Consider the following 18,632-nt stretch of genomic DNA (forward strand, 5'->3'; position numbering starts at 1 on the left):
TAAATTCATTGAGGCGCCCCTGCTAAGTGGTAAACTCCGGCCAGTCCCAACCTGTGGTCAGCTCCAGCAAATGTCTGATTGTCATCGAATCCCGGCGCTCATCAGGGGCTAGGTTGTCCCATTCCGGAAAAAATTCAGAGACGGGCTGATCAAGTTCAAAATAACCCTGGTCAACAGCAATACCGGTCAATGCCGAAATCACACTTTTGGTAATCGAATATATTGGCACAATATTATCGTATGCCCCTAACATATAGTCCTCATGCTGGAAATAATGATAGACCTTAAACCCATTGCGCACAATCATAATATTTGTGATTCGGTAATTGTCTGTATCTGCCTCCATTTCTTCCAGTAGCTCGACATCAAACCCCTGAGAGACCGCTGTCGCTTCTTGCCATTGCTCTGTCGGCCAATAACTCATTTTTGCAGGACCCTTTTCTGCACAGCCATTAATCAACAAGAGGACAATAAATATAACAAAAATTAGTCGTTTCACAATAACCTCCAAAATAGTATTAATATTTTTATTATATATAAACATCGTCAAAGCTACAACTTCCAAGGACCGAGCAGAGGAGATTTTCTGCCCACTGCCGTGTTGTCTGAATGGGAACTGTCAAGAGTTGAATACACCGAATCGATATTTTAAAGAGCGCCCGGTTATCAGGGCGCTCAATGCTGTTTATAATCAGATTAATTTCTCATTTCGGCGATGATACCCCGGGCGATAGACACCGCTTCCTGGCTGCCCAGAGGTGGCTCCCCTTCCAGGCAAATTGTGAGCACAAGTTCGTCAAAATAACTGACATACCAACCCAATTGACGGGTGGCGCTTACTTCCGCTGTTCCGGTTTTGCCCCGCACACCCTCGCTTCCGGCCCAGGCCAGAGCTTGGGGGTCTGCAGCTGCCGCCAACAACACTTCGTCTAGAAGCGCAAGATCTTCCACAGCAAAATCAGTTGTCAGCCATGGCTCCGAGACGGCCCCCTGGATTATCACCGGCGCCGGAAGTGCGCCATCCTGACGGGCAATCAGGGCGTACATCGTGCTCAGATGCAACGGGGTAACCAGCATTTGGCCCTGTCCATAACTCAAGTCACGGAGATGGCGCTGAGAGCGGTCGTCGGCCTTAATCTGGGAACTGCGGCTATTAAGGGCAAAAGAAAAATCGATCCCAAATCCTAATTCTTCACTGTACTGCAAAAACTTATCCCACCCAATTGCATCGACTGCGTTGGCAAAATAGACATTATCCGAGTATTTCATTGCAGCACGGAGATCAACTTCGCCGGCAGGGCGCTCAACCCGCCTGATGGTTTGCCATTCCCTTGGTGTATCCCACGCCTCTGTGGGATCCAAACTGCCGGCAGCAAGCCCCATCAGGGCAGTAAATGGTTTAAACGTGGAACCAGGGGCATAAATCCCATTAAAGGTCCTGTTTAAAAATGGAGAGTCCTGCTCGACAATAGCATTATACTCGGCGCTGCTGATACCAAGGGAAAATAGATTGCTGTCAAAACCAGGATTGCTCACAACGGCAATTATTTCGCCGTTGGCATAATTCATCGCCAATGCACTACCCTGTTGGCCCGCCATTTGTTCGTCCAGAATCAGTTGAAGATCAATATCCAGGGTTGTTTGAATATCCTTACCTCCGACAACAGGCAACTCGACAATTGTGCCAATATCACGGCCATTGGGATCGACCAGAAAGATACGGTAACCAAACTCCCCGGCCAGTTCCCGCTCAAAAACATACTCCAATCCCAGCATCCCTGCCTGGTCGGAACTGCGATAGCCATACTGTTCCAGCTGCGCCAATCGTTCCGCAGTCAGGGGCGCCATATATCCGATTGTTGTCGCCAAAGACTCAGGTATGTCATAAAGCCGACCCGTGCTGGCACGCACATGCACCCCGGGGATACTTGCAAGTTCGTCCCTGATTTCCTCAGCTAATTCTTTCCGCATCGTACGTATGGGCACAAAACTGTCTGGCTGCACCCAGCCCTCAGACAAGCTGCGTTCTATTGAGTCAACGCTGGGCCCCACAAGCTCTGACAGACGGGGAAGGTCTTCGTCATTAAGGAACCTGGGCTCCAAACCTATCCGGACCACTTCCCCATTATAGGCTAAGGGCATACCGTTGCGGTCATAGATACTACCACGCTCCGGACGCACTCTTTCCACTCGCACCCGTAAGTCGGCGGTGAGGACAGGAAATATGTGCTCATGGTCCCAGTCCAAAAGCCATGACTCCTCCCCTTGCTCCATGAACACGCTGTAAGTCTGGGTGAATTCAGGCACAGTGCTGGTGGTAAATGCCAGTGTGTATGTAAGTTCACGCCTCTCCCCGTCCTCGTCACCAGCCACCTCCGCCACGCCGAGGCTTTCCAGACCAATTCCCTCACTAATCAGTCTGTAACGCTCAACAAATGTATCTCTGTCCGTCCGTTGTCTCGCGGTTTCTGTAAGCATGTCGTACATTTGATCGTAGCCGCCCGCCTCCCATAATGCGACAAATCGACTCAAAACTTCACTGGGAGTCGGAAATGAATCGCCACTACATCCGGGTATAAACATGCCAAAAATTAAAATTAAAATTAAAAATTTCCGCATTATTCCTTTCCACCTCCTGACGTTTTTGCCGTGATTGGGTTGAATATATTTTAAGCCACAATCAAAAAATACTGATGGCACAAGATTTTTTAAAGGAGGGTCATAATGTCCCAACTGAATCAGCTGGAATTGCAAAACCTCAGGCATTTGATTGGATCCCATGACACAGCTGCGCAAAAATTAGAAGCGTATGCCCAGTCTTGTAACGATCCGCAAATCAAACAGATGTTCCAACAGTCGGCCCAGTCTGCTAGAAGCGCAAAACAAAAGCTCGTTTCATTCCTTAGTTAGGAGGGAAATTAATGCAAGAAAAAGACATGGTAAATGATGTCCTGTCGATGATTAACAGCAGCCTGACCGGCTACGCCAATGTAATTTCTCAATGCTCCAACCAGCAATTGCGGCAGACAATCCAGCAAATGCGAAATTCTGATGAGCAGTTCCAGTTCCAACTCTATCAGGTTGCTGAGCAAAAGGGCTATTACCAGCCAGCACAACAAGCTAACCAGCAGGATATTCAACAGGTTAAATCGCAGGTTGGCGGCGGCATGTCATAACTGCCAAGTGAACCCTTTAGGGGTTCACTTTTTAATTAAAAGTCGCCCCCAGTATTAGTCCCTCGGCCACACCCATTGTTTCCATATAGATTACCGACGGCTCAGTAATCTTGGCAAATAGTGGTGTTTTACCAGCCAGTCGGACATCTGTTTCCAGGTAATCCAAGTTTTCCCTGACCATAAGACGCCCATCTTGATTTAAGGACAACTTGTTCTTGTCCATACAGATATAACCATGATATTCAATAACCTTGGAGATAATGAGCGCCTCAGCAATAGTTTGTGCCTTACGGACAAATAAAAGCCGGATTAGCAGCCAAATGCCGGCCCTTTGCGTCGCATACATTAAATGGCAACAACTACACCTCCTGGTCAAGGAAATTATAGACGATACCGGCAGTAACCAATGCGCGGAACTGGTCGCCTTTAGGATAGAGAAGCAGACTGTCTCCCATTTTACATGTCAAAGGGACAGCGAAGGATATATCCCTGACTACATTTCCTGAGCGAATTTGTAGATGCGTCGCGTACTTAACTTCTTCTATACTGACGCTCGATTGCCACCGGGAAATATCTACATTAGGATAATCGATAACTTCAAAATAAATTGGCGGCTGGCCCAAAACTTCCTGCTCCGGTGCTATATAATTCAGTGTTGTATCCAGAATTACTGTCTGCTCATCTTGAAATTCCAAATCCTCTCTATACATCAAGACATAGCCAGTGTAAGCAACAGAATCAAGGTTAACAAACCTTGACTTGGGACAGCACTCTAAGTACAGCTTGCGCAAAAGCAATTCCCGATCCCACATATCATCTGTACTGTAGATATTTTCTTGCTGCCATATTTCACGTAATTTAAGCTCCAACTTGTCTCGGTTTATCCCGCCAAGGAATCCATAGCAGCCCAAATAGTCTGCAACCGCCTGCTCCATAGACTGCCAGTCGAGCCAGCTAGTTTCCAAATTGCTTTCGGTAAGTGCCACCAATAGCACACCGCGGAAGGACCCGGCGATAAACCCAATGTGCTGCCCTGCGGGCGTCGAGACATTGAACATAAACTCACCTCTTTGCTAGATATATTCGCTTTAAAGCAATTTTTTCCTTTACGAAATTAGCCCCGCGTAGGCGGGGCTAAATTTTATTCGGTAAGGTCCAAAAACTCCTGGGCATCGGCAACCGCCAGGTCAACCGCCTGCTGCCAAAAGTCCGCTTTGGTCAGGTCCACACCGAGATGACGCTGGGCCAGATCTTCCACCCGCATCCGGCCGGTATCCCGGAGCAAATCGACATATTTTTGCTCAAAGTTCTTCCCTTCCTGTCGGGCCATGGCGTATACACCGGCGCTGAACAGATAACCAAAGGTATAAGGGAAGTTGTAGAAGGGAACGGCTGTGATGTAGAAATGAAGTTTGGAACACCAGAAGTGGGGATGCCAGGTGTTAAGGCTATCCCGGAAGGCCTGCTTCTGGGCAGTGAGCATCAGATCGTTGAGCTGATCCACGCTAACCGGGCCACGGCGCCGTGCCTCGTAGAAGCTGGTTTCAAATAGAAAGCGGCTGTGGATATCCATGAAGAAGGAAATGCTGTTGCCAACCTTGCCGCCAAGCAGGGCAATTTTTTCATCCTTTGAGGTTGCGTTCTGAACGGCAGCATCGGCAACCACCATTTCCGCAAAAGTAGAGGCAGTTTCTGCCACATTCATGGCATAGCGCTGACACATCAGGGGCAAGTCGGTCATCACAGACTGGTGGAAAGCGTGGCCAAGTTCATGAGCCAAGGTAGACACAGAATTGGCGCTCCCCGAATAGGTCATAAACACCCGGGTCTGGCCACTCATGGGTAAGCTAGTGCAAAAAGCGCCCTGGCGCTTGCCGGAACGGTCCTCCACCTCAACCCAACTGTTGCGGAAGGCCTTTTCGGCGAATGCAGCCATCTTGGGGCTGACTTTGCCGAACTGCTCCATTACAAAGGTGGCACCTTCATCATAACTATATGTTTTGGCACTTTTCCCAACAGGGGCATGCAAATCAAACCACCCCAGCTTTTCTAGCCCCAACAGTTTGCCCTTGCGTTCCAAGTATTTGACAAAAATATCCTTGTTTGCATCGATAGTACTCCACATAGCATCAAGGGTAGCGTTGGACATACGGTTGTATTCCAAGGGCTCTTTAAGAACTTTGTCCCAGCCCCGGTGCCGGTAGAGGTTGAGACGGAATCCAGCCAGATGGTTGAGGGCGCCGGCGCAGAGTTCGGCCTCCTTACTCCAGGCCTGTTCCCACTTTTCCGCCATGGCATGACGTACTTCCGGGTCGGCATCAGAGAACACGTTCTGAGCCTGGCCAACAGAAAGCTCTTGATCCTTGCCGTCTTTCTTAAAGGGAATCTGCATCCGGCCGGTTATGATGTTGTACAAATCACTCCAGCCGTGGTAGCCGTCCACAGCCAAATCATTTGCCAGCTTTTCCTGAGCTTCAGGCATTTCATCGGCGGCCCATTGGCGCCGCTCCTCCAGGTTGAAGGCCAGCGGGGCGAGATCTTTCAATAGTTCCTGCCATTCTTGATTAGGAATTGCCAACAGCTGACGGTCTACAGAAGTTTGTACTGAGCCGTAGGCCGCACGTAATTGCTGGAGCTTGCCGGCCAGCAATTTTGCTTGCGTATCCTTTACGTTCTGGGCATTAAGACAGCCAATAAAGGCGCCAGCTTCACTGAGGCGACCGCCGAGATTCTGCATCCGCTCCACAAAGGCAGGCCAATCATCAATTTTAGCCTGTACATCCTTTGCCAACTTATCGATATCCCGGGAAATTTCTTCTATGTAAGCCGCCAACTGTGGTGACTCGCTGCCACCGGGGAATATAGATTCCAGATCCCAGACATGCTTGAGGTTTGTTAGCATTAGCTTCACTCCTTGTTATATAATGGTTATGTAAGTGTTTCGACACCTGACAGAAAATACCTGCAGAAAGAGGTGGTTAGATGACCATGTTATTTTCCCCTTACCAGCTAAAAGGTATAACCCTCAAGAACCGGATTGTAATGGCGCCGATGTGCACCTATTCCTGCATGACCGAAGACGGGAAAGTGGCTCCCTGGCATCTGGTTCATTACGGCAGCCGGGCAATCGGCCAGCCGGGAATGATCATTGTCGAGGCAACCGCAGTCACGCCACGGGGACGGATCAGCGTCAATGACCTGGGCCTGTGGGATGATAGTCAGATTTCCGGCATGCAGGAGCTGGTCGCGACAATCCACAGCGAAAACTGCGTTGCTGCGGTACAACTAAACCACGCCGGCCGCAAAGCCGTGGTCGGTGAACCGGGGCTTGCCCCCTCCCCCCTGGCGTTCAGCACGGACTATCCTCGGCCGGAGGAGCTGAACATCGACCAAATAGAGACGATAATCGGACAGTTCCAGGCAGCGGCCAGGCGAGCAAAATCAGCGGGATTCGATGTTATCGAGCTCCACGGCGCTCATGGCTACCTGTTGAATCAATTCCTATCGCCCCTGACCAACAGACGAACTGATGAGTACGGCAGCACTCCGGAGAAACGCTTCAGGCTACTGGCGCAGATAACAGAAGCTGTCCAGGCAGTCTGGGACGGCCCGCTAATGGTGCGGCTCTCGGTGGAAGAGTACCATAGCGAAGGAAACGGCCCCGATGAGACTGCCTACAACGTAGAGTGCCTGCAGGCCCTGGGAGTGGACATGATTGACTGCTCCAGCGGCGGCGTGCACCCGGCGCGGGTCCCCCATTATCCCGGTTACCAGGTGCCCTATGCAGAGCGCTTTCGCCGGGAGTTCGGCATTGCCACCGGCGCCGTTGGTCTGATTATCTCCCCTCTGCATGCGGAGGAAATTCTCCAAAATGGGCGTGCCGACCTGGTATTGCTGGGCAGGGAGCTGTTACGGAATCCTAACTGGCCGATCTATGCAGCCAGAGAACTGGGCGCTGAAATAAAAATACCCCGCCAATATCAGCGGGGCTGGTGAACGATGGGGCCAGGTCCGGCGTAAGCGGGGATCTGGCCCTTTACCTCTCTCCAGGTAACCGGTAAAATTCCTGGGATAAAGTATCGACAAACAGCATCGTTCCGCCGGAGAGTAAATCTCCCCGGCCAATCAGCAGCTTGGTCACCTCTGCCACTTGCAGGCTGGCCACCAGGGCGGGAGTAAAGGATGGATTGCCCAATTTCTCCTCCAAGCCCATATTCCGCTCCCCGGTATAGATTCGGTCCAAGGTATCATCGCCGGGAAGAATTGTCGCCACCTGGCCATACCAACCGGCAATCGCGCCGTGAACCATAGGGATACCGAGCCGGGCGCATTCCGCTTGCAATAGTTTGCGTCCGGAGACATTATCCAAGGCATCGACAACTACATCGTGGCCCTGCAGCACTCCCTGGGCATTCTCAGAGGAAAGCCAGATATCCATCGTCGTGACCTGAACATGGGGATTAATTTGGCGGATATGTTCAGCCGCCTCCAACGCTTTACTCTTTCCCAGGTTATCTACCCGGCACAACAGTTGCCGATTGAGGTTGGATTCCGCAAACACATCACCGTCCACAACAGTAAGGGCGCCTACCCCCAGGCGTGCTAGCATCTCTAAAATATAACCGCCGAGCCCGCCGCAGCCGATAACTGCGGCCTTTTTTTCGCGCAAGAGCAGATTTTCCGCTTCGCTGAGCATGCCGATATTTTTACGATAACGTTCCATCAACCGCCACCCACCGGCGGGAAAATTGAGATAGTATCCTGCGGGGCCAGTTCTGAATCCAACGTGACATCGAGGCGATTGCGGAGCAATATTGCAGCATCTTGCTCCGCAATCGCAAGGACAGCGAGCACGTCTCGCACAACCGCACTCTCTTTGAGTTCAATTGTCAAAGTCTTCCCCCTGCCTTCCCGCAAAGTGGCAAACAACCGTACGTTAACTTGCATTGGCACACCCCCTAGGGACAGATTACAAAATTCCGGGCCCACAAGCAATCCCCGCAAGTGGGCATATTGCCTTCGCAGTCCCAGACTGTTGAATTAATTATCTCACAGCCATCCACCAATTCACAGTCCATACAAGAGGGGTACTGATTGGTAAACACTGTATAGCGAAAGCGTCGGTAGGCTTCGCTGTTCCAAATCTCTCGAAGCGTCTGCTTCTTAATTGAGCCAAAGGAATGACGTACTACTTCTTTCGGTCGCTCAAAAACATATTCCCGGCCATTATGGGCCAGACGATAGCACGGCACCACGTCGCCAAGATAGTTGATCATCATTGCCGCCTCGTCGATAAACCGGCAGCGTCGGATGGTCTTCAATTCATAATTAGGAAGAACTAGATTCACTCCGCGCAAAAACGAGTGATTGCGAACCCGGTTAAACAAGTTGCGCATTGCTTCATTCTGATATCGGGAATAAAGAATTTTACCGCTGTGTTCCTCGGTCTGGGGTACAAGATTGGATATGATTACGCCGTGGATTTTTTCTTGGGCAGCGAGATCAATCACGGAGCGCAGCGAATCAATATTATCACAGGAAGCGACAAATTGCAGCCAGAGGGTGGGACCGCCAGAGTGGCGTCGTAGATTTGCAAGTCCCGCACGCACCTGCTGCAAATCTGTGCCGCGTATGCGGTAATATTCCTCGTCGCCGCCATCTACGGAAATCACCAATTTATTGACATGGGCTGCAATTAGTTTAGCGATTCGGTCTTCGGTCAAAGAGATTCCGTTGCTGGTCACTGTCAGTCGACAGGAAGCAAACAACTTTACAGCACGGTCAAACAGTGGCGCATGGGTCGGTTCGCCAATTCCACCCAACACCACCTCTGGATGCTCGCTAAACCTTGCAGCCTCCTGCGCCAGCGCCTCCAGCAACTCCCCGGGCAAATCCCCTGTTCCTTCTGTCCAGGCGCGACGGTAGCAAATTTGGCAATTTAGATTACAGCGACTGGTAAGTTCCAAATAGAGGCGCCGAGGTTCAGAATCTATAAAGTTGGGCACATAACCCGGTTTTTCCATCTACATCACCTGCAGTGCAGGAAGAGCTTCTTTGCAGAAGCTCTTCCCATATTTTTAGCTGATATCTAGTTCCTGCAACTTCGCGCTGGTCGGTACACCATTGGCATCCCAGCCCCGCTGCTCATAATACTCAGGCAGCAGCTCTGCTAGCTGATGAACCTTGCCCTTGGCGGGGCCATCAGGCATCGGCTCTTCCAGCAGTCGCTTAGGCAGTGTATCGTCTGCCTTGGTAAAGCCAGCCTCCAGGTTAAACAAACGCTCCACGTTCCAGATCCGCTCACCGGCGGTAAGCAAGCTCTCCGCTGTGTGCTCGCTGCCAGTAACAGCATTCAACAATTCTGCATAATCTTCAGCGCCCAGAGCAAAGGATGTGAAGAGACAAAGCCCCATGGAATCAATGGCCGCAGTCAGGTCCTGGAATATCTTGGACCAGGTAGCCTTACCTTCCAAGCTGAACCGATCCAGTTTTTCGGGCACACCGAGAATCTCAGGCGAAATCAGGTAGCCCCGGACATGGCAGCCGCCGCGGTTGGTAGTAGCATACTGGAGGCCCATTCCCTGAATTCCCCGGGGGTCATAGGCCGGTAATTCCAGCTTCTTGACACTCATCGACACCTCTGGCATACCGTACATCTCGCCCAACCGGTAGGAACCTTCGGCCAATTTATCGCCAAAACCTTCCCGCATACCCATCGCCTTTGTCCAGTGTATAACCGCGTCAGCATCACCAAACTCCAAGCCGGCGCCGTTCAATTCATCGGCCTTAATCTTGCCTCGTTGGTAAAGCTCCATCGCAGCGGCAATCGTTGTGCCGGCGGAAATTGTATCCAGGCCCATTTCATTACACCAATAATTGGCCTTGATAACCGAACCCAGGTCTTTGACCCCACAATCGGCGCCGAAGGCCCATATTGTTTCATATTCGGGTCCTCCACCCTCCACATCATCGACAACGCAGTAACGGCCGCAGCCAATTGGGCACCGATAACAGACGTCCTTCTTGGTCAGATACTTCTCAGCCAGGGTTTCACCGCTAATTGCCTCGGCATCCTTAAACACGCCTTCTTGGAAGTTATTGGTGGGAAAGACGCCGTTCTCATTGATGATATTGACCAAAACTGCCGTGCCGTATGCGGGCAAACCCTGTCCGGTGACGCCATGCTCGCGGATTTTCTTAATCGCAGCACCGGTAATTTCTTTGAGCTTCTCCGGATTGGCCACAGCCACTTTCTTGCTGCCCTTGACAACGACAGCCTTGAGATTTTTGGAGCCCAAGACCGCGCCAACACCGGAACGCCCAGCCGCCCGATATCGATCGTTCATCACGGCAGCCAGCTTCGAGAGCTTTTCGCCGGCCGGCCCGATGTTCAGCACTTTAGCCTTATCGCCATATTCCTTCTGCAGAAGATCTGTTGTTTCGGAAGTCACCTTGCCCCAAAGATGGTCGGCATCCTTTATTTCCACATTATCGTCTTCTATGCTCAGATAGACCGGCTTCTCGGCTTTACCTTCAAAAACCAGGAGGTCATAGCCCGCAAACTTAAGTTCGGCGCCCCAAAAGCCACCGGAGTTGGAACAAGCAATGGTGCCGGTGAGCGGAGACTTGGTAATGACCATGTAGCGACCACCCGTCGGCGTCGGCGTGCCGGTGAGCGGACCAGTAGCAATAAATACTTTGTTATCCGGACTTAGGGCATCAACACCTGCCCCCACCTCATCGCGTAAAAGCTTTTCGGCCACGCCGCGGCCCCCGATGTACTTGGTTGCCAATTCCGAATCAAGCGTCTCTGTCTGTACCGTCCGTTCGGTGAGATTAACCCGCAGAATCTTTCCGTTACTTCCATACATCCAATCTCTACCCCCTCATTTATTTGATACATCCATCTAATATGCAATAATTGTGCCGCCGATAACAATTTACTCTGACATAACAAAAAAGCCCCGACAGGGGCAAATGTATCAAATTGGTACAGGTGGACAAGCAGAGTTTGTTTCAGAACGGGTCACTGCTCCATATTGGAACAATCCAACTGTAGCTTTCGATATAATGTCGTGCGACCGATACCCAATGCCCGGGCAGCTGCAGTGATGTTGCCATTATACTTTGCCAGAACCTGGTGAATATGATTTAGTTCTGCCGTAGCCAAGTCCTCCACTTCCAGTTCGGCGCATCTGGCGCCAATCGGCTGGACGCGGGGCGGAAACTGCACTGTGTCCGGGGAGCTTAACATACTTTCAATCACGTTTTCCAACTCCCGGATATTGCCCGGCCAATTGTAATCGAGAAACCGCCTACGCAGCTGTTCATTGATTTGCAGGGGCCGCTTATTAAGCTTTGCCGCTTTCGAACGCGCAAAATAATCTGCCAACAAGGGGATATCTAGTTTTCGCTCCCGAAGTGGCGGCAGGCGCAAGGCAAGCACATTCAAGCGGTAATAAAGGTCGCCCCGGAAGTTGCCTGCCTCCACCTCCCGAACTAAATCTTTGTTGGTGGCAGCGATTATCCGGACATCAACTTCTATTACTTTACTTCCTCCTACCCGGTAGAGGCGCCCCTCTTCCAGAACCCGCAACAAATTAGCCTGCATATCCAGGGGCATCTCGCCAATCTCGTCCAGAAACAAAGTGCCGCCATCGGCCAACTCAAACTTGCCCGGCTTACCGCCGCGCTTGGCACCGGTAAACGCCCCTTCCGCATACCCAAACAGTTCCGACTCAATAAGGTTTCGGGGAAGGGCGCCGCAGTTCACGGCGACAAATGGCTCGTCCCGACGACTGCTGGCGTTGTGGATACTCTGGGCGAACACCTCTTTACCTGTACCGCTTTCGCCGGTAATCAGCACCGTGGACGGGCCGTCGGCAATTTGGCGGGCGAAGCGAACCGCCTTGAGAAATTTGCTGTCCCGGCCGATAATGCTGTCGAAGGTATAAAAACTCTGCTTGCCGGAGATACGGTCCACAAGCTTGCGAATTTTCTGGATATCCTTAATTACACAGACATAGCCCTGATGGTGCCCATGCTCGTCATCGATAATGTAGTAAATGCTCAAAGTACAGTGCAATTTACCGCTGCGCCCCCGCACAAAGTCCTCTTCCTCGTAATATGTTTGTTCCCGGGTGAGAGTCTCTTTGATCGAGTCCCAACCCTCAATAAAATTTTCCACCCGCATCCCGACGACTTCCTGCTGAGTAAAGCCCAGCATTTGCTCGGCCTTTTTGCTCAGGGTCTTCATATAGCCCCGGGCACCGACCGTAAAAATTCCCGCATCGATGGAATCGACGATCGTCTGGATATATTTGCTGGCCACCAACAATTTGTTATGAGCGAGCTTATTAGCCAGCATACTCTCAATGGCATGTGCCGCCGCCACGACCATGCCCAAAGTATGTGAATGGACGAGAGGTATGTTGCCGGTCAGATCCAAGGTACCGATGATCTTCCCCTGGGGGTTGCGGATCGGCGATACGGAACAGGTCCAGCGATGATAAGCACTAACAAAATGCTCCTTGCCGGTGACCTGGATTGGCTTGCCCTCCACCAAGCCTGTACCCATCGCATTGGTGCCAATATGGCGCTCATTCATAGAGGCGCCGGGAATCATTTTCAAGTTATGGGCATCGTTCAAAATCTCCTCATCGCCGATGATTTTCAAAATTATGCCCTCGGCGTCAGTAAGGATAACGAGAAAGTTTGAGCCGCGCACAAAATCCAGCAACTGCTCCATAAAAGGAGCCGCAATCTCCATCAACTCCTGGCAATCTTCCAAACGGCGCCTCAGTTCAGCACCCTCAAGAACCAGAGAACTGTAAATCCGGGTAAAATCCACACCCATCTCTCGACAGCGTCGATGTGAACGTTCGATAAAACCTTTGGCCATCTGCTCACCCCCTGCATTTGCCTCATTGTATCATTTTGAAACGATTGTGAAAAGCATCATTTTACTGCCTACAAGCCAGATTATGCTATAATTCACCTATATCATAAGAGGGGTGTTACTATGAACTTTTTTGTTAAATTCTTTAAAAGTTTTACAGACATTAAAGCATATCAACAATTTGCCAAGGAGCCCTTTGGTCGTGCCTTCGGCTTCCTTATCCTTGCCACCCTGATTCTATCGTTAGCCGCCATCATGCCGGGAATTATCCAGTTTAACAGGGGTATCAATCAGGTTGCCGGCCTGTTTGAGGAAACGCCCTTGGATTTCAGTCTCCAAAACGGAGAGTTAAGTGTTAACGTGGATATGCCCTTCTACCACACATATGAAGACAGCACAACAATTATCGATACAAGCGGAGGAACGAGCGCTTCTGTGCTGGAGGACTACGATAAAGCAGTCCTGTTTACTGCCACCCGTATGTTGATTAAAGACGGAAATTCAACCGCAGAGGTCAGCTTTCAGGCGCTACCTAATATTTCCTTGAGCACACGGTTTCTGGCGACTTTTTTCCAGTTCTTTAAATGGGCGATACCATTGGTGGTGATATTCAGCTTTGTAATCACTTTGGTCGTCCGTCTGGTCCAGGCGTTGCTTGTTGCAGTGGTAGCGGTAATTTTAGCAGCAATTCTCAAAGCAGGGCTGGGCTTTGGCAATGTCTTGGCAATGTCAATCTATGCCCTCACCTTGCCGGCGATAATCGGTGTATTCCACAGCTGGCTGCCATTTACAATCCCCGGCCTCTACTTCAACATAGTGTTCTTCAGTGTAGCCGGGCTGTATATGGTACTTGCCCTCTTGAAAATAACCAAAACACCAATTGAGGACGGTTCTGAATTGGCGGGAACTGAGCCCGGTGAGTAAACAGAAACAAGCAATTTCGGCCATCCTGGCCGCAGTGTGCGAGCATCCGGCGGTGCGAGCGGTATTCCTCAAGGGCTCGCTGGCCACCAGCAACGGAGACCAGTATTCGGACGTGGATTTCTACTGTCTCGTCGACGAAAATAAGCAAGCAGGGTTTTTGCAGGACCGCCTGCCCATTCTTGCGAACTATAAGCCCGTTGTTTATTGGAGCGAGCAGAATTTTGTCGGTCCCCAGATTGTAGCCGTCTTTGCTGACGGCCTACATTTCGACCTCTATACCGTAACCGAAACCAATTTTCCCCGGCAAGGTCAATTCAAGGTGTTGTATGACCCAGAAAATATCCTGGCCAGATTCAGCTCCCAAGGGATTTTTCCGTTTCAGCCCGACAAGTTGAAGAATGGTTCCATGAGTTCAGCTTCTGCATCCTGGAATTCGAAGCCGCGTGGCAGCGGGGCGATATTTGCTGGGCCACGCGCCTGGCCAGCCATATGAGCGGCAATCTGGAACAGTCCTAAGGCATATTTACGAACCGGAGGCGAGACTGTACCGGCCCCAGCTTACCCAAGGGCGTTGCGAGCCTCCGAAGCACTGGCGGAGCACGGGGACGGTTCTCCTGCTCCCGTACCCGTAAATGAAACATCTAGGAGTGAATACCTGTGTTTAAACGAGTTCTATTCGTCGCGATTATGTTGAGTCTGTTTACGCTAAGTGCCTGTTCCGGCAGCCAAAGCGTCAAACGCAGTCAATGGAACATGGGGTCTGCTGAATCCTTTCAGGAATCCTTCGTTTTTGAAGCTGACCCGATGAGAAATTTGACAGATCTCCAACTGGAAATCGACGTTGACATAAAAGAGGGGCAGGCAAGCTTAGTGGCCACCAATCCCAACGGTGAAGATGTCTGGTCCGGCGACACTGATAGTAAATTGCGAGTGCGGGAAAAATTCGATATAATCCCTGGAGAATGGACACTGGTGGTCACTGTCAGTGAGGCCCGAGGTAGCGTAAAAACCGTATGGAAGGGTACAAAATAATAGGCGTCAAAACGCCTGTTATTTTATTCAGTGCTACCGATTTCATCTGCCCAGACTTCCAGACTCTTTAGGCTCATTTCCGCCATTTTCATATTTAAGGCAATTTGCCCTGCCGGCAGCATCCCGGGCTGCAACTCATGGATGTTGGCGAAGGTCCGGCCGGCATTATCCAGGCAAGTGCAAAACATAGCTAGTTTTTTACCGCTAAAGTCATGGGTGCTAAGAAAAGTGCGCAGCGGTGGCGCAATCCGGCCTGCCCACACCGGTGTGCCAATGAAGATGGTTTGGAAATCAACTGGGTCAATCGCAAGCGGACGCAATTGGGGCCGTCTTTTAAACATTGCGCCAAACCCGCCAGTAATATAGGTAGAAAACCCTTCAGAATAGGGCTTCAACGGTTGCAGCTCCAAAACCTTGGCCCCGGTTCGGGCGGCAATCAGTTTTGCGGCCCGACGGGTGTTGCCAGTCAGCGAAAAATAAACCACCAATTTATCATCCACAACAATTACCCCTCAATCAAGCGGCACGCCGCTTTTTTTTCTTTTTTGGTCGTGTGAGATTAAACCCGAGCAATGAATTTATCAGCAACGGCAAGTGGACAATCCCCATCCACAAGAACCCTCTGTCCAACACAAACCAGGTAAGCATGTTCGTTATGCCGAAAACAATCCCAATAAAAGCTGTTCCCCTCAGCAAAGTGCGGTTAACGTTGGGATAATAGAGAATCAATACTGCCAACAGAATCGGGATAAGCATGCAAAAGGTCAGTAACGATTCGCTGGTCAAGAATTTGGCCAGGACTAGATTCTGGGAGCCGGTAACCGAGTCCACAGGCATCCAAAACGCAAGAATTGCCAGAGGCAATACCAACTGTCTTTTCATGTCTGGCGCAGCCAATTGACTCCCTGGTGTAATCGCTTCCCAGGCCCAGAGGCCGGCAACAATAAGCATCAAAAGCAAATTCCCCGTCAAAACAGTGAGGCCATAACTGGCGGTATCGGCGATATTTTGAAACACTGCTACAACTAACAAGAGCAAAGCTGCAAAGGTGGCGAACGGTCGCCAAAACAAGCGGGGTCGAGTGGCCAACCCAACAGCCAGGCCAATAAAAATCAACTTGGAAACAACAAACAACTCCGGGAAACGGTAAACGTAAGGAGCAATCAGAACCTCCTTAATCACTGCCGGGGTATCAACAGCGGTGAATTCTATCTGGGACAAGGGGGGCAAAAAGAATACCAACACCAACAGTAATAGAAACCACCAGCGTTCAAATAGCACCTTAATCAAAATATTATCTCCTCTCCATATAGGGACGGTTCCCCTGCTTCCGAGGCAGGAGTTCGTACTTGCACTCATCGTACTTCTCCCCTGTTTTTTGGTTAGTCCGGGAAACGGTTTCGGTTAGCTGAAAGCCCACTTTCTCTAGGATCCGAATCGAAGCGGTGTTCTCAGCAGTGCAACAGGCTATAACGCGCTCTAGGTTCAATTCTCTAAAGCCGTAATCAAGAACTGCCGTTACTGCCTCAGTAGCAAATCCTCGCCCCTGGTATCCCGGTGCGATGATATAACCAAGCTCCCGTGTTGCTGGTTGTTTTCGCGCCGGCGCCAACATCAAAGCGCCCACCAGCGTCACCCCTGGCCGTAAACTGACCGCAAGTCGGCTGGGGAAGACTTCCCTGCGGGCAGAAGCAATCAGCCGTTGCACATCGAGGATGGAATACGGTTCCTCTGGGATATAGCGCATAACATCGGATGACGAGAGCATCCGCAAGCAGGCCCTGCCATCCCAGCGCTGAAACCGACGCACCAGCAAACGCTCTGTCTTGATTCCTCGGAACACCCTAACTCCCCCACTCCAATCAATTCTTGCTAAAAATCTCCGTATGAGTAACGGGTTGTCAAACTTATTGTGCGGTTAATAACTTCAAAATTGCTGTCGCTGCTTCATCCGGCGACAGTACAGTTGTGTCCAACTGAAATGTGTCCATATCCAGGTATCCAGGCAAAGTACTGGTGCTCTTTTGAACTTTATGCTCTTCCCGGCCACCAGCTATCATCCGTCGACGCAGCTCTTCAGGACTGCAAACCAAAGTAATACGCTGAAGGTTAAAGCTCAGGTCTGCCAAGGGCCCAAGAACTATATCAAATACTTCCGCGCGGGGGATTACCCAACTGAAAATCACCATCTCCAACTTAGAGTTGGTAAGGAAGTTGCGCAGCAGGTGGGTGATGTTGTCCTCTACCATACGCTTGTTTTCTTCGTTTGCCGTAAACGGATTCATCATCCAGCACCAGTCTCCATCCAACCAGACTGAGTTTTCTATCTGCCGATATAACCGTTCGCAGGCAGCCGTTTTCCCCACTCCTGGCGGGCCATTAACGATAAGCAATGATTTCATTTTACCACTTCCCACTCACAAAATACCGCCAGTTCATCATCCTCCACAAAGCCCATGCGGCGATAAAAAGACCGGGCGCTGGGGTTATCTGCGCCTACGTAAAGCCGCACCTTCCAAAGCTCCCTTTCCCGGGCCAGGCAAAACACCTTTTCCATCAGAGCATCGGCAATGCCCTTCCCCCGGTACTCTGGAGCCAGCCATAATTCATCTACATAGAGCAGGCCCCGGCGTCGATCAGGTTTGGGAATCAGTACTGCATTAATCCAACCGACAAAGGCATTGCCAATCTGGGCCGCATAGACCCAGAAATCTTCATACTTGAGAAACTCCAACTCAGGGCCCGTTGGCTCGCCAGCTGCAGGTTTACGCTCGCCTGTCACACGCCAGTGCACCAAATCCCGAAACAAATGGTAATTGTCGCTTGCAACTTGTTGGATTGTAAATTTATGTGACATTTTCTCCTCCTTATTCCAGTAAAAATCCAACGACCAAAACACAAAAATCCCACAGTTAACCCTGCAGGATGTCTAAGTATTCATGTTCAGCCCAGGTTACTCAACATCGGTACACCAACAAAGCATGGCCGTTTGGCACGCCAAGTAAGCGACCGCGATATACTGTTACCCGAATCTCAAAAATCTAGAATTACTTTCATGCTTACACCCCTAGCTCAATCAGATAACAACCCACCGTAATTGTAACGAACTAAGAATCATTTGTAAATCATGGAAGCATGGGAAGCATGGGGACGGTTCTTTTGCTCCCATTGCGTGTAAGCCAGGCCAGAGGCAAAAGATTGTCCCCATGCTCCGGAAAATATTGTATAATCAGTCTATAAGGAGTGGTGCCCGTGACTGATTCAATAACCCCTGTTGGAAATCTCAAGGCACAAGTGCGCAAATTTGTCGATGAGCGCAACTGGAATCAACATCACAGTCCCAAAAATCTCGTCATGAGTATAGCCATCGAGGCAGCTGAGCTGATGGAAGTATTTCAGTGGCAGACAACAGACACCGCCTGGAAAGTCAAAGACAGCGAATCCATAGCAGCCGTCCAAGATGAGTTGGCGGACGTGATGATTTATTGCCTGGCCCTTGCCAACCAGCTGGATATCGACATCACAGAGGTGATAGGGGAAAAAATGGAGCGCAATCAGCGACGCTTTCCACCCACGACCAAACTGCGCTCAGAGCTCTAGAA

22 protein-coding genes are annotated in these 18,632 nt (G+C 50.6%); 7 read left to right on the forward strand and 15 right to left on the reverse strand.

The features are described 5' to 3' along the window. Positions 1–22: 22 nt before the first annotated feature. Both FH749_02790 and FH749_02795 read right to left on the reverse strand, forming a co-directional pair. Positions 23–550, reverse strand: a complete 528-nt coding sequence (locus FH749_02790) for a serine hydrolase (protein MTI94403.1) — start codon at positions 548–550, stop codon at positions 23–25. Positions 551–696: 146 nt separating this feature from the next. Continuing rightward, complete coding sequence (locus FH749_02795) at positions 697–2,781, reverse strand: hypothetical protein (protein MTI94404.1); 2,085 nt, start codon at positions 2,779–2,781, stop codon at positions 697–699. On the opposite strand from FH749_02795, the gene FH749_02800 reads away from it, so the two are divergent. Continuing rightward, a complete protein-coding gene (locus tag FH749_02800; protein ID MTI94405.1) occupies positions 2,725–2,910 on the forward strand; it encodes a hypothetical protein in 186 nt (61 codons plus the stop codon). The two genes, FH749_02795 and FH749_02800, sit on opposite strands and share 57 nt — an antisense overlap. A gap of 11 nt (positions 2,911–2,921) precedes the next feature. After that, positions 2,922–3,176: a spore coat protein gene (locus tag FH749_02805; protein ID MTI94406.1), complete on the forward strand. Its 255-nt coding sequence runs from the start codon at positions 2,922–2,924 to the stop codon at positions 3,174–3,176. A 31-nt stretch (positions 3,177–3,207) separates the two neighbouring features. Here the strand turns inward: FH749_02805 and FH749_02810 are convergent, their stop codons facing one another. The 3 genes from FH749_02810 to FH749_02820 form a co-directional block, all read right to left on the reverse strand. Continuing rightward, positions 3,208–3,522, reverse strand: coding sequence for a hypothetical protein (locus tag FH749_02810; GenBank protein ID MTI94407.1), 315 nt, complete (start codon positions 3,520–3,522; stop codon positions 3,208–3,210). Between the two features lie 13 nt (positions 3,523–3,535). Further along, positions 3,536–4,234 (reverse strand): hypothetical protein, encoded by a 699-nt coding sequence (locus FH749_02815; protein MTI94408.1) that lies wholly within the window; start codon positions 4,232–4,234, stop codon positions 3,536–3,538. A gap of 83 nt (positions 4,235–4,317) precedes the next feature. Beyond that, a complete protein-coding gene (locus FH749_02820; protein MTI94409.1) occupies positions 4,318–6,078 on the reverse strand; it encodes a M3 family oligoendopeptidase in 1,761 nt (586 codons plus the stop codon). Between the two features lie 86 nt (positions 6,079–6,164). On the opposite strand from FH749_02820, the gene namA reads away from it, so the two are divergent. Continuing rightward, positions 6,165–7,172 (forward strand): NADPH dehydrogenase NamA, encoded by a 1,008-nt coding sequence (gene namA / locus FH749_02825; protein ID MTI94410.1) that lies wholly within the window; start codon positions 6,165–6,167, stop codon positions 7,170–7,172. A 40-nt stretch (positions 7,173–7,212) separates the two neighbouring features. Here namA and FH749_02830 read toward each other — a convergent pair whose 3' ends face one another. From FH749_02830 to FH749_02850, 5 genes are all read right to left on the reverse strand, one after another. Then, positions 7,213–7,899 carry a HesA/MoeB/ThiF family protein gene (locus tag FH749_02830; GenBank protein MTI94411.1) on the reverse strand — a complete coding sequence of 229 codons (687 nt, stop codon included), beginning with the start codon at positions 7,897–7,899 and terminating at the stop codon, positions 7,213–7,215. Continuing rightward, on the reverse strand, positions 7,899–8,123 hold the full coding sequence (locus FH749_02835) for a MoaD/ThiS family protein (protein MTI94412.1): 225 nt from the start codon (positions 8,121–8,123) through the stop codon (positions 7,899–7,901). The genes FH749_02830 and FH749_02835 overlap by 1 nt, the downstream gene beginning before the upstream one ends. A gap of 11 nt (positions 8,124–8,134) precedes the next feature. Further along, complete coding sequence (locus FH749_02840) at positions 8,135–9,199, reverse strand: radical SAM protein (GenBank protein MTI94413.1); 1,065 nt, start codon at positions 9,197–9,199, stop codon at positions 8,135–8,137. A 54-nt stretch (positions 9,200–9,253) separates the two neighbouring features. Further along, complete coding sequence (locus FH749_02845; GenBank protein ID MTI94414.1) at positions 9,254–11,047, reverse strand: aldehyde ferredoxin oxidoreductase; 1,794 nt, start codon at positions 11,045–11,047, stop codon at positions 9,254–9,256. Between the two features lie 155 nt (positions 11,048–11,202). Further along, complete coding sequence (locus FH749_02850; protein ID MTI94415.1) at positions 11,203–13,077, reverse strand: PAS domain S-box protein; 1,875 nt, start codon at positions 13,075–13,077, stop codon at positions 11,203–11,205. Positions 13,078–13,197: 120 nt separating this feature from the next. On the opposite strand from FH749_02850, the gene FH749_02855 reads away from it, so the two are divergent. The 3 genes from FH749_02855 (at position 13,198) to FH749_02865 (ending at position 15,030) form a co-directional block, all read left to right on the forward strand. Further along, positions 13,198–13,998, forward strand: a complete 801-nt coding sequence (locus FH749_02855) for a DUF1189 domain-containing protein (protein ID MTI94416.1) — start codon at positions 13,198–13,200, stop codon at positions 13,996–13,998. Further along, entirely contained in the window at positions 13,955–14,491 is a 537-nt protein-coding gene (locus FH749_02860; protein MTI94417.1) for a nucleotidyltransferase domain-containing protein, read from the forward strand. The genes FH749_02855 and FH749_02860 overlap by 44 nt, the downstream gene beginning before the upstream one ends. Positions 14,492–14,655: 164 nt before the next feature. Further along, positions 14,656–15,030 (forward strand): hypothetical protein, encoded by a 375-nt coding sequence (locus FH749_02865; GenBank protein ID MTI94418.1) that lies wholly within the window; start codon positions 14,656–14,658, stop codon positions 15,028–15,030. A 23-nt stretch (positions 15,031–15,053) separates the two neighbouring features. On the opposite strand, the gene FH749_02870 is transcribed toward FH749_02865, so the two are convergent. Genes FH749_02870 through FH749_02890 form a run of 5 tightly spaced genes read right to left on the reverse strand, consistent with a single transcriptional unit; the run spans position 15,054 to position 17,887 of the window. Further along, positions 15,054–15,536: a flavodoxin gene (locus FH749_02870; GenBank protein MTI94419.1), complete on the reverse strand. Its 483-nt coding sequence runs from the start codon at positions 15,534–15,536 to the stop codon at positions 15,054–15,056. Positions 15,537–15,546: 10 nt separating this feature from the next. Further along, positions 15,547–16,320, reverse strand: coding sequence for a hypothetical protein (locus FH749_02875; protein MTI94420.1), 774 nt, complete (start codon positions 16,318–16,320; stop codon positions 15,547–15,549). A 4-nt stretch (positions 16,321–16,324) separates the two neighbouring features. Beyond that, complete coding sequence (locus tag FH749_02880; GenBank protein ID MTI94421.1) at positions 16,325–16,918, reverse strand: GNAT family N-acetyltransferase; 594 nt, start codon at positions 16,916–16,918, stop codon at positions 16,325–16,327. 19 nt (positions 16,919–16,937) lie between these two features. Next, positions 16,938–17,432, reverse strand: a complete 495-nt coding sequence (locus FH749_02885) for a nucleotide kinase (GenBank protein MTI94422.1) — start codon at positions 17,430–17,432, stop codon at positions 16,938–16,940. Next, positions 17,429–17,887 (reverse strand): GNAT family N-acetyltransferase, encoded by a 459-nt coding sequence (locus tag FH749_02890; GenBank protein ID MTI94423.1) that lies wholly within the window; start codon positions 17,885–17,887, stop codon positions 17,429–17,431. Before FH749_02890 ends, FH749_02885 begins: the two co-directional genes overlap by 4 nt. Positions 17,888–18,384: 497 nt before the next feature. Between FH749_02890 and FH749_02895 the strand changes: the two genes are divergently transcribed. Further along, complete coding sequence (locus FH749_02895) at positions 18,385–18,630, forward strand: nucleotide pyrophosphohydrolase (GenBank protein ID MTI94424.1); 246 nt, start codon at positions 18,385–18,387, stop codon at positions 18,628–18,630. Positions 18,631–18,632: the final 2 nt, after the last annotated feature.

This window comes from Bacillota bacterium (assembly GCA_009711825.1).
GTDB lineage: Bacteria > Bacillota > Proteinivoracia > UBA4975 > VEMY01 > VEMY01.

Excerpts from the sequence above, each read along its gene's own strand:
- FH749_02800 (MTI94405.1), top strand. The coding sequence starts at position 2,725 with ATGTCCCAACTGAATCAGCTGGAATTGCAAAACCTCAGGCATTTGATT.
- FH749_02795 (MTI94404.1), bottom strand. The coding sequence starts at position 2,781 with ATGGGATCCAATCAAATGCCTGAGGTTTTGCAATTCCAGCTGATTCAG.
- FH749_02805 (MTI94406.1), top strand. The coding sequence starts at position 2,922 with ATGCAAGAAAAAGACATGGTAAATGATGTCCTGTCGATGATTAACAGC.
- FH749_02810 (MTI94407.1), bottom strand. The coding sequence starts at position 3,522 with ATGTATGCGACGCAAAGGGCCGGCATTTGGCTGCTAATCCGGCTTTTA.
- FH749_02815 (MTI94408.1), bottom strand. The coding sequence starts at position 4,234 with ATGTTCAATGTCTCGACGCCCGCAGGGCAGCACATTGGGTTTATCGCC.
- FH749_02820 (MTI94409.1), bottom strand. The coding sequence starts at position 6,078 with ATGCTAACAAACCTCAAGCATGTCTGGGATCTGGAATCTATATTCCCC.
- namA (MTI94410.1), top strand. The coding sequence starts at position 6,165 with ATGTTATTTTCCCCTTACCAGCTAAAAGGTATAACCCTCAAGAACCGG.
- FH749_02830 (MTI94411.1), bottom strand. The coding sequence starts at position 7,899 with ATGGAACGTTATCGTAAAAATATCGGCATGCTCAGCGAAGCGGAAAAT.
- FH749_02835 (MTI94412.1), bottom strand. The coding sequence starts at position 8,123 with ATGCAAGTTAACGTACGGTTGTTTGCCACTTTGCGGGAAGGCAGGGGG.
- FH749_02840 (MTI94413.1), bottom strand. The coding sequence starts at position 9,199 with ATGGAAAAACCGGGTTATGTGCCCAACTTTATAGATTCTGAACCTCGG.
- FH749_02845 (MTI94414.1), bottom strand. The coding sequence starts at position 11,047 with ATGTATGGAAGTAACGGAAAGATTCTGCGGGTTAATCTCACCGAACGG.
- FH749_02850 (MTI94415.1), bottom strand. The coding sequence starts at position 13,077 with ATGGCCAAAGGTTTTATCGAACGTTCACATCGACGCTGTCGAGAGATG.
- FH749_02855 (MTI94416.1), top strand. The coding sequence starts at position 13,198 with ATGAACTTTTTTGTTAAATTCTTTAAAAGTTTTACAGACATTAAAGCA.
- FH749_02885 (MTI94422.1), bottom strand. The coding sequence starts at position 17,432 with ATGAAATCATTGCTTATCGTTAATGGCCCGCCAGGAGTGGGGAAAACG.
- FH749_02890 (MTI94423.1), bottom strand. The coding sequence starts at position 17,887 with ATGTCACATAAATTTACAATCCAACAAGTTGCAAGCGACAATTACCAT.
- FH749_02895 (MTI94424.1), top strand. The coding sequence starts at position 18,385 with ATGAGTATAGCCATCGAGGCAGCTGAGCTGATGGAAGTATTTCAGTGG.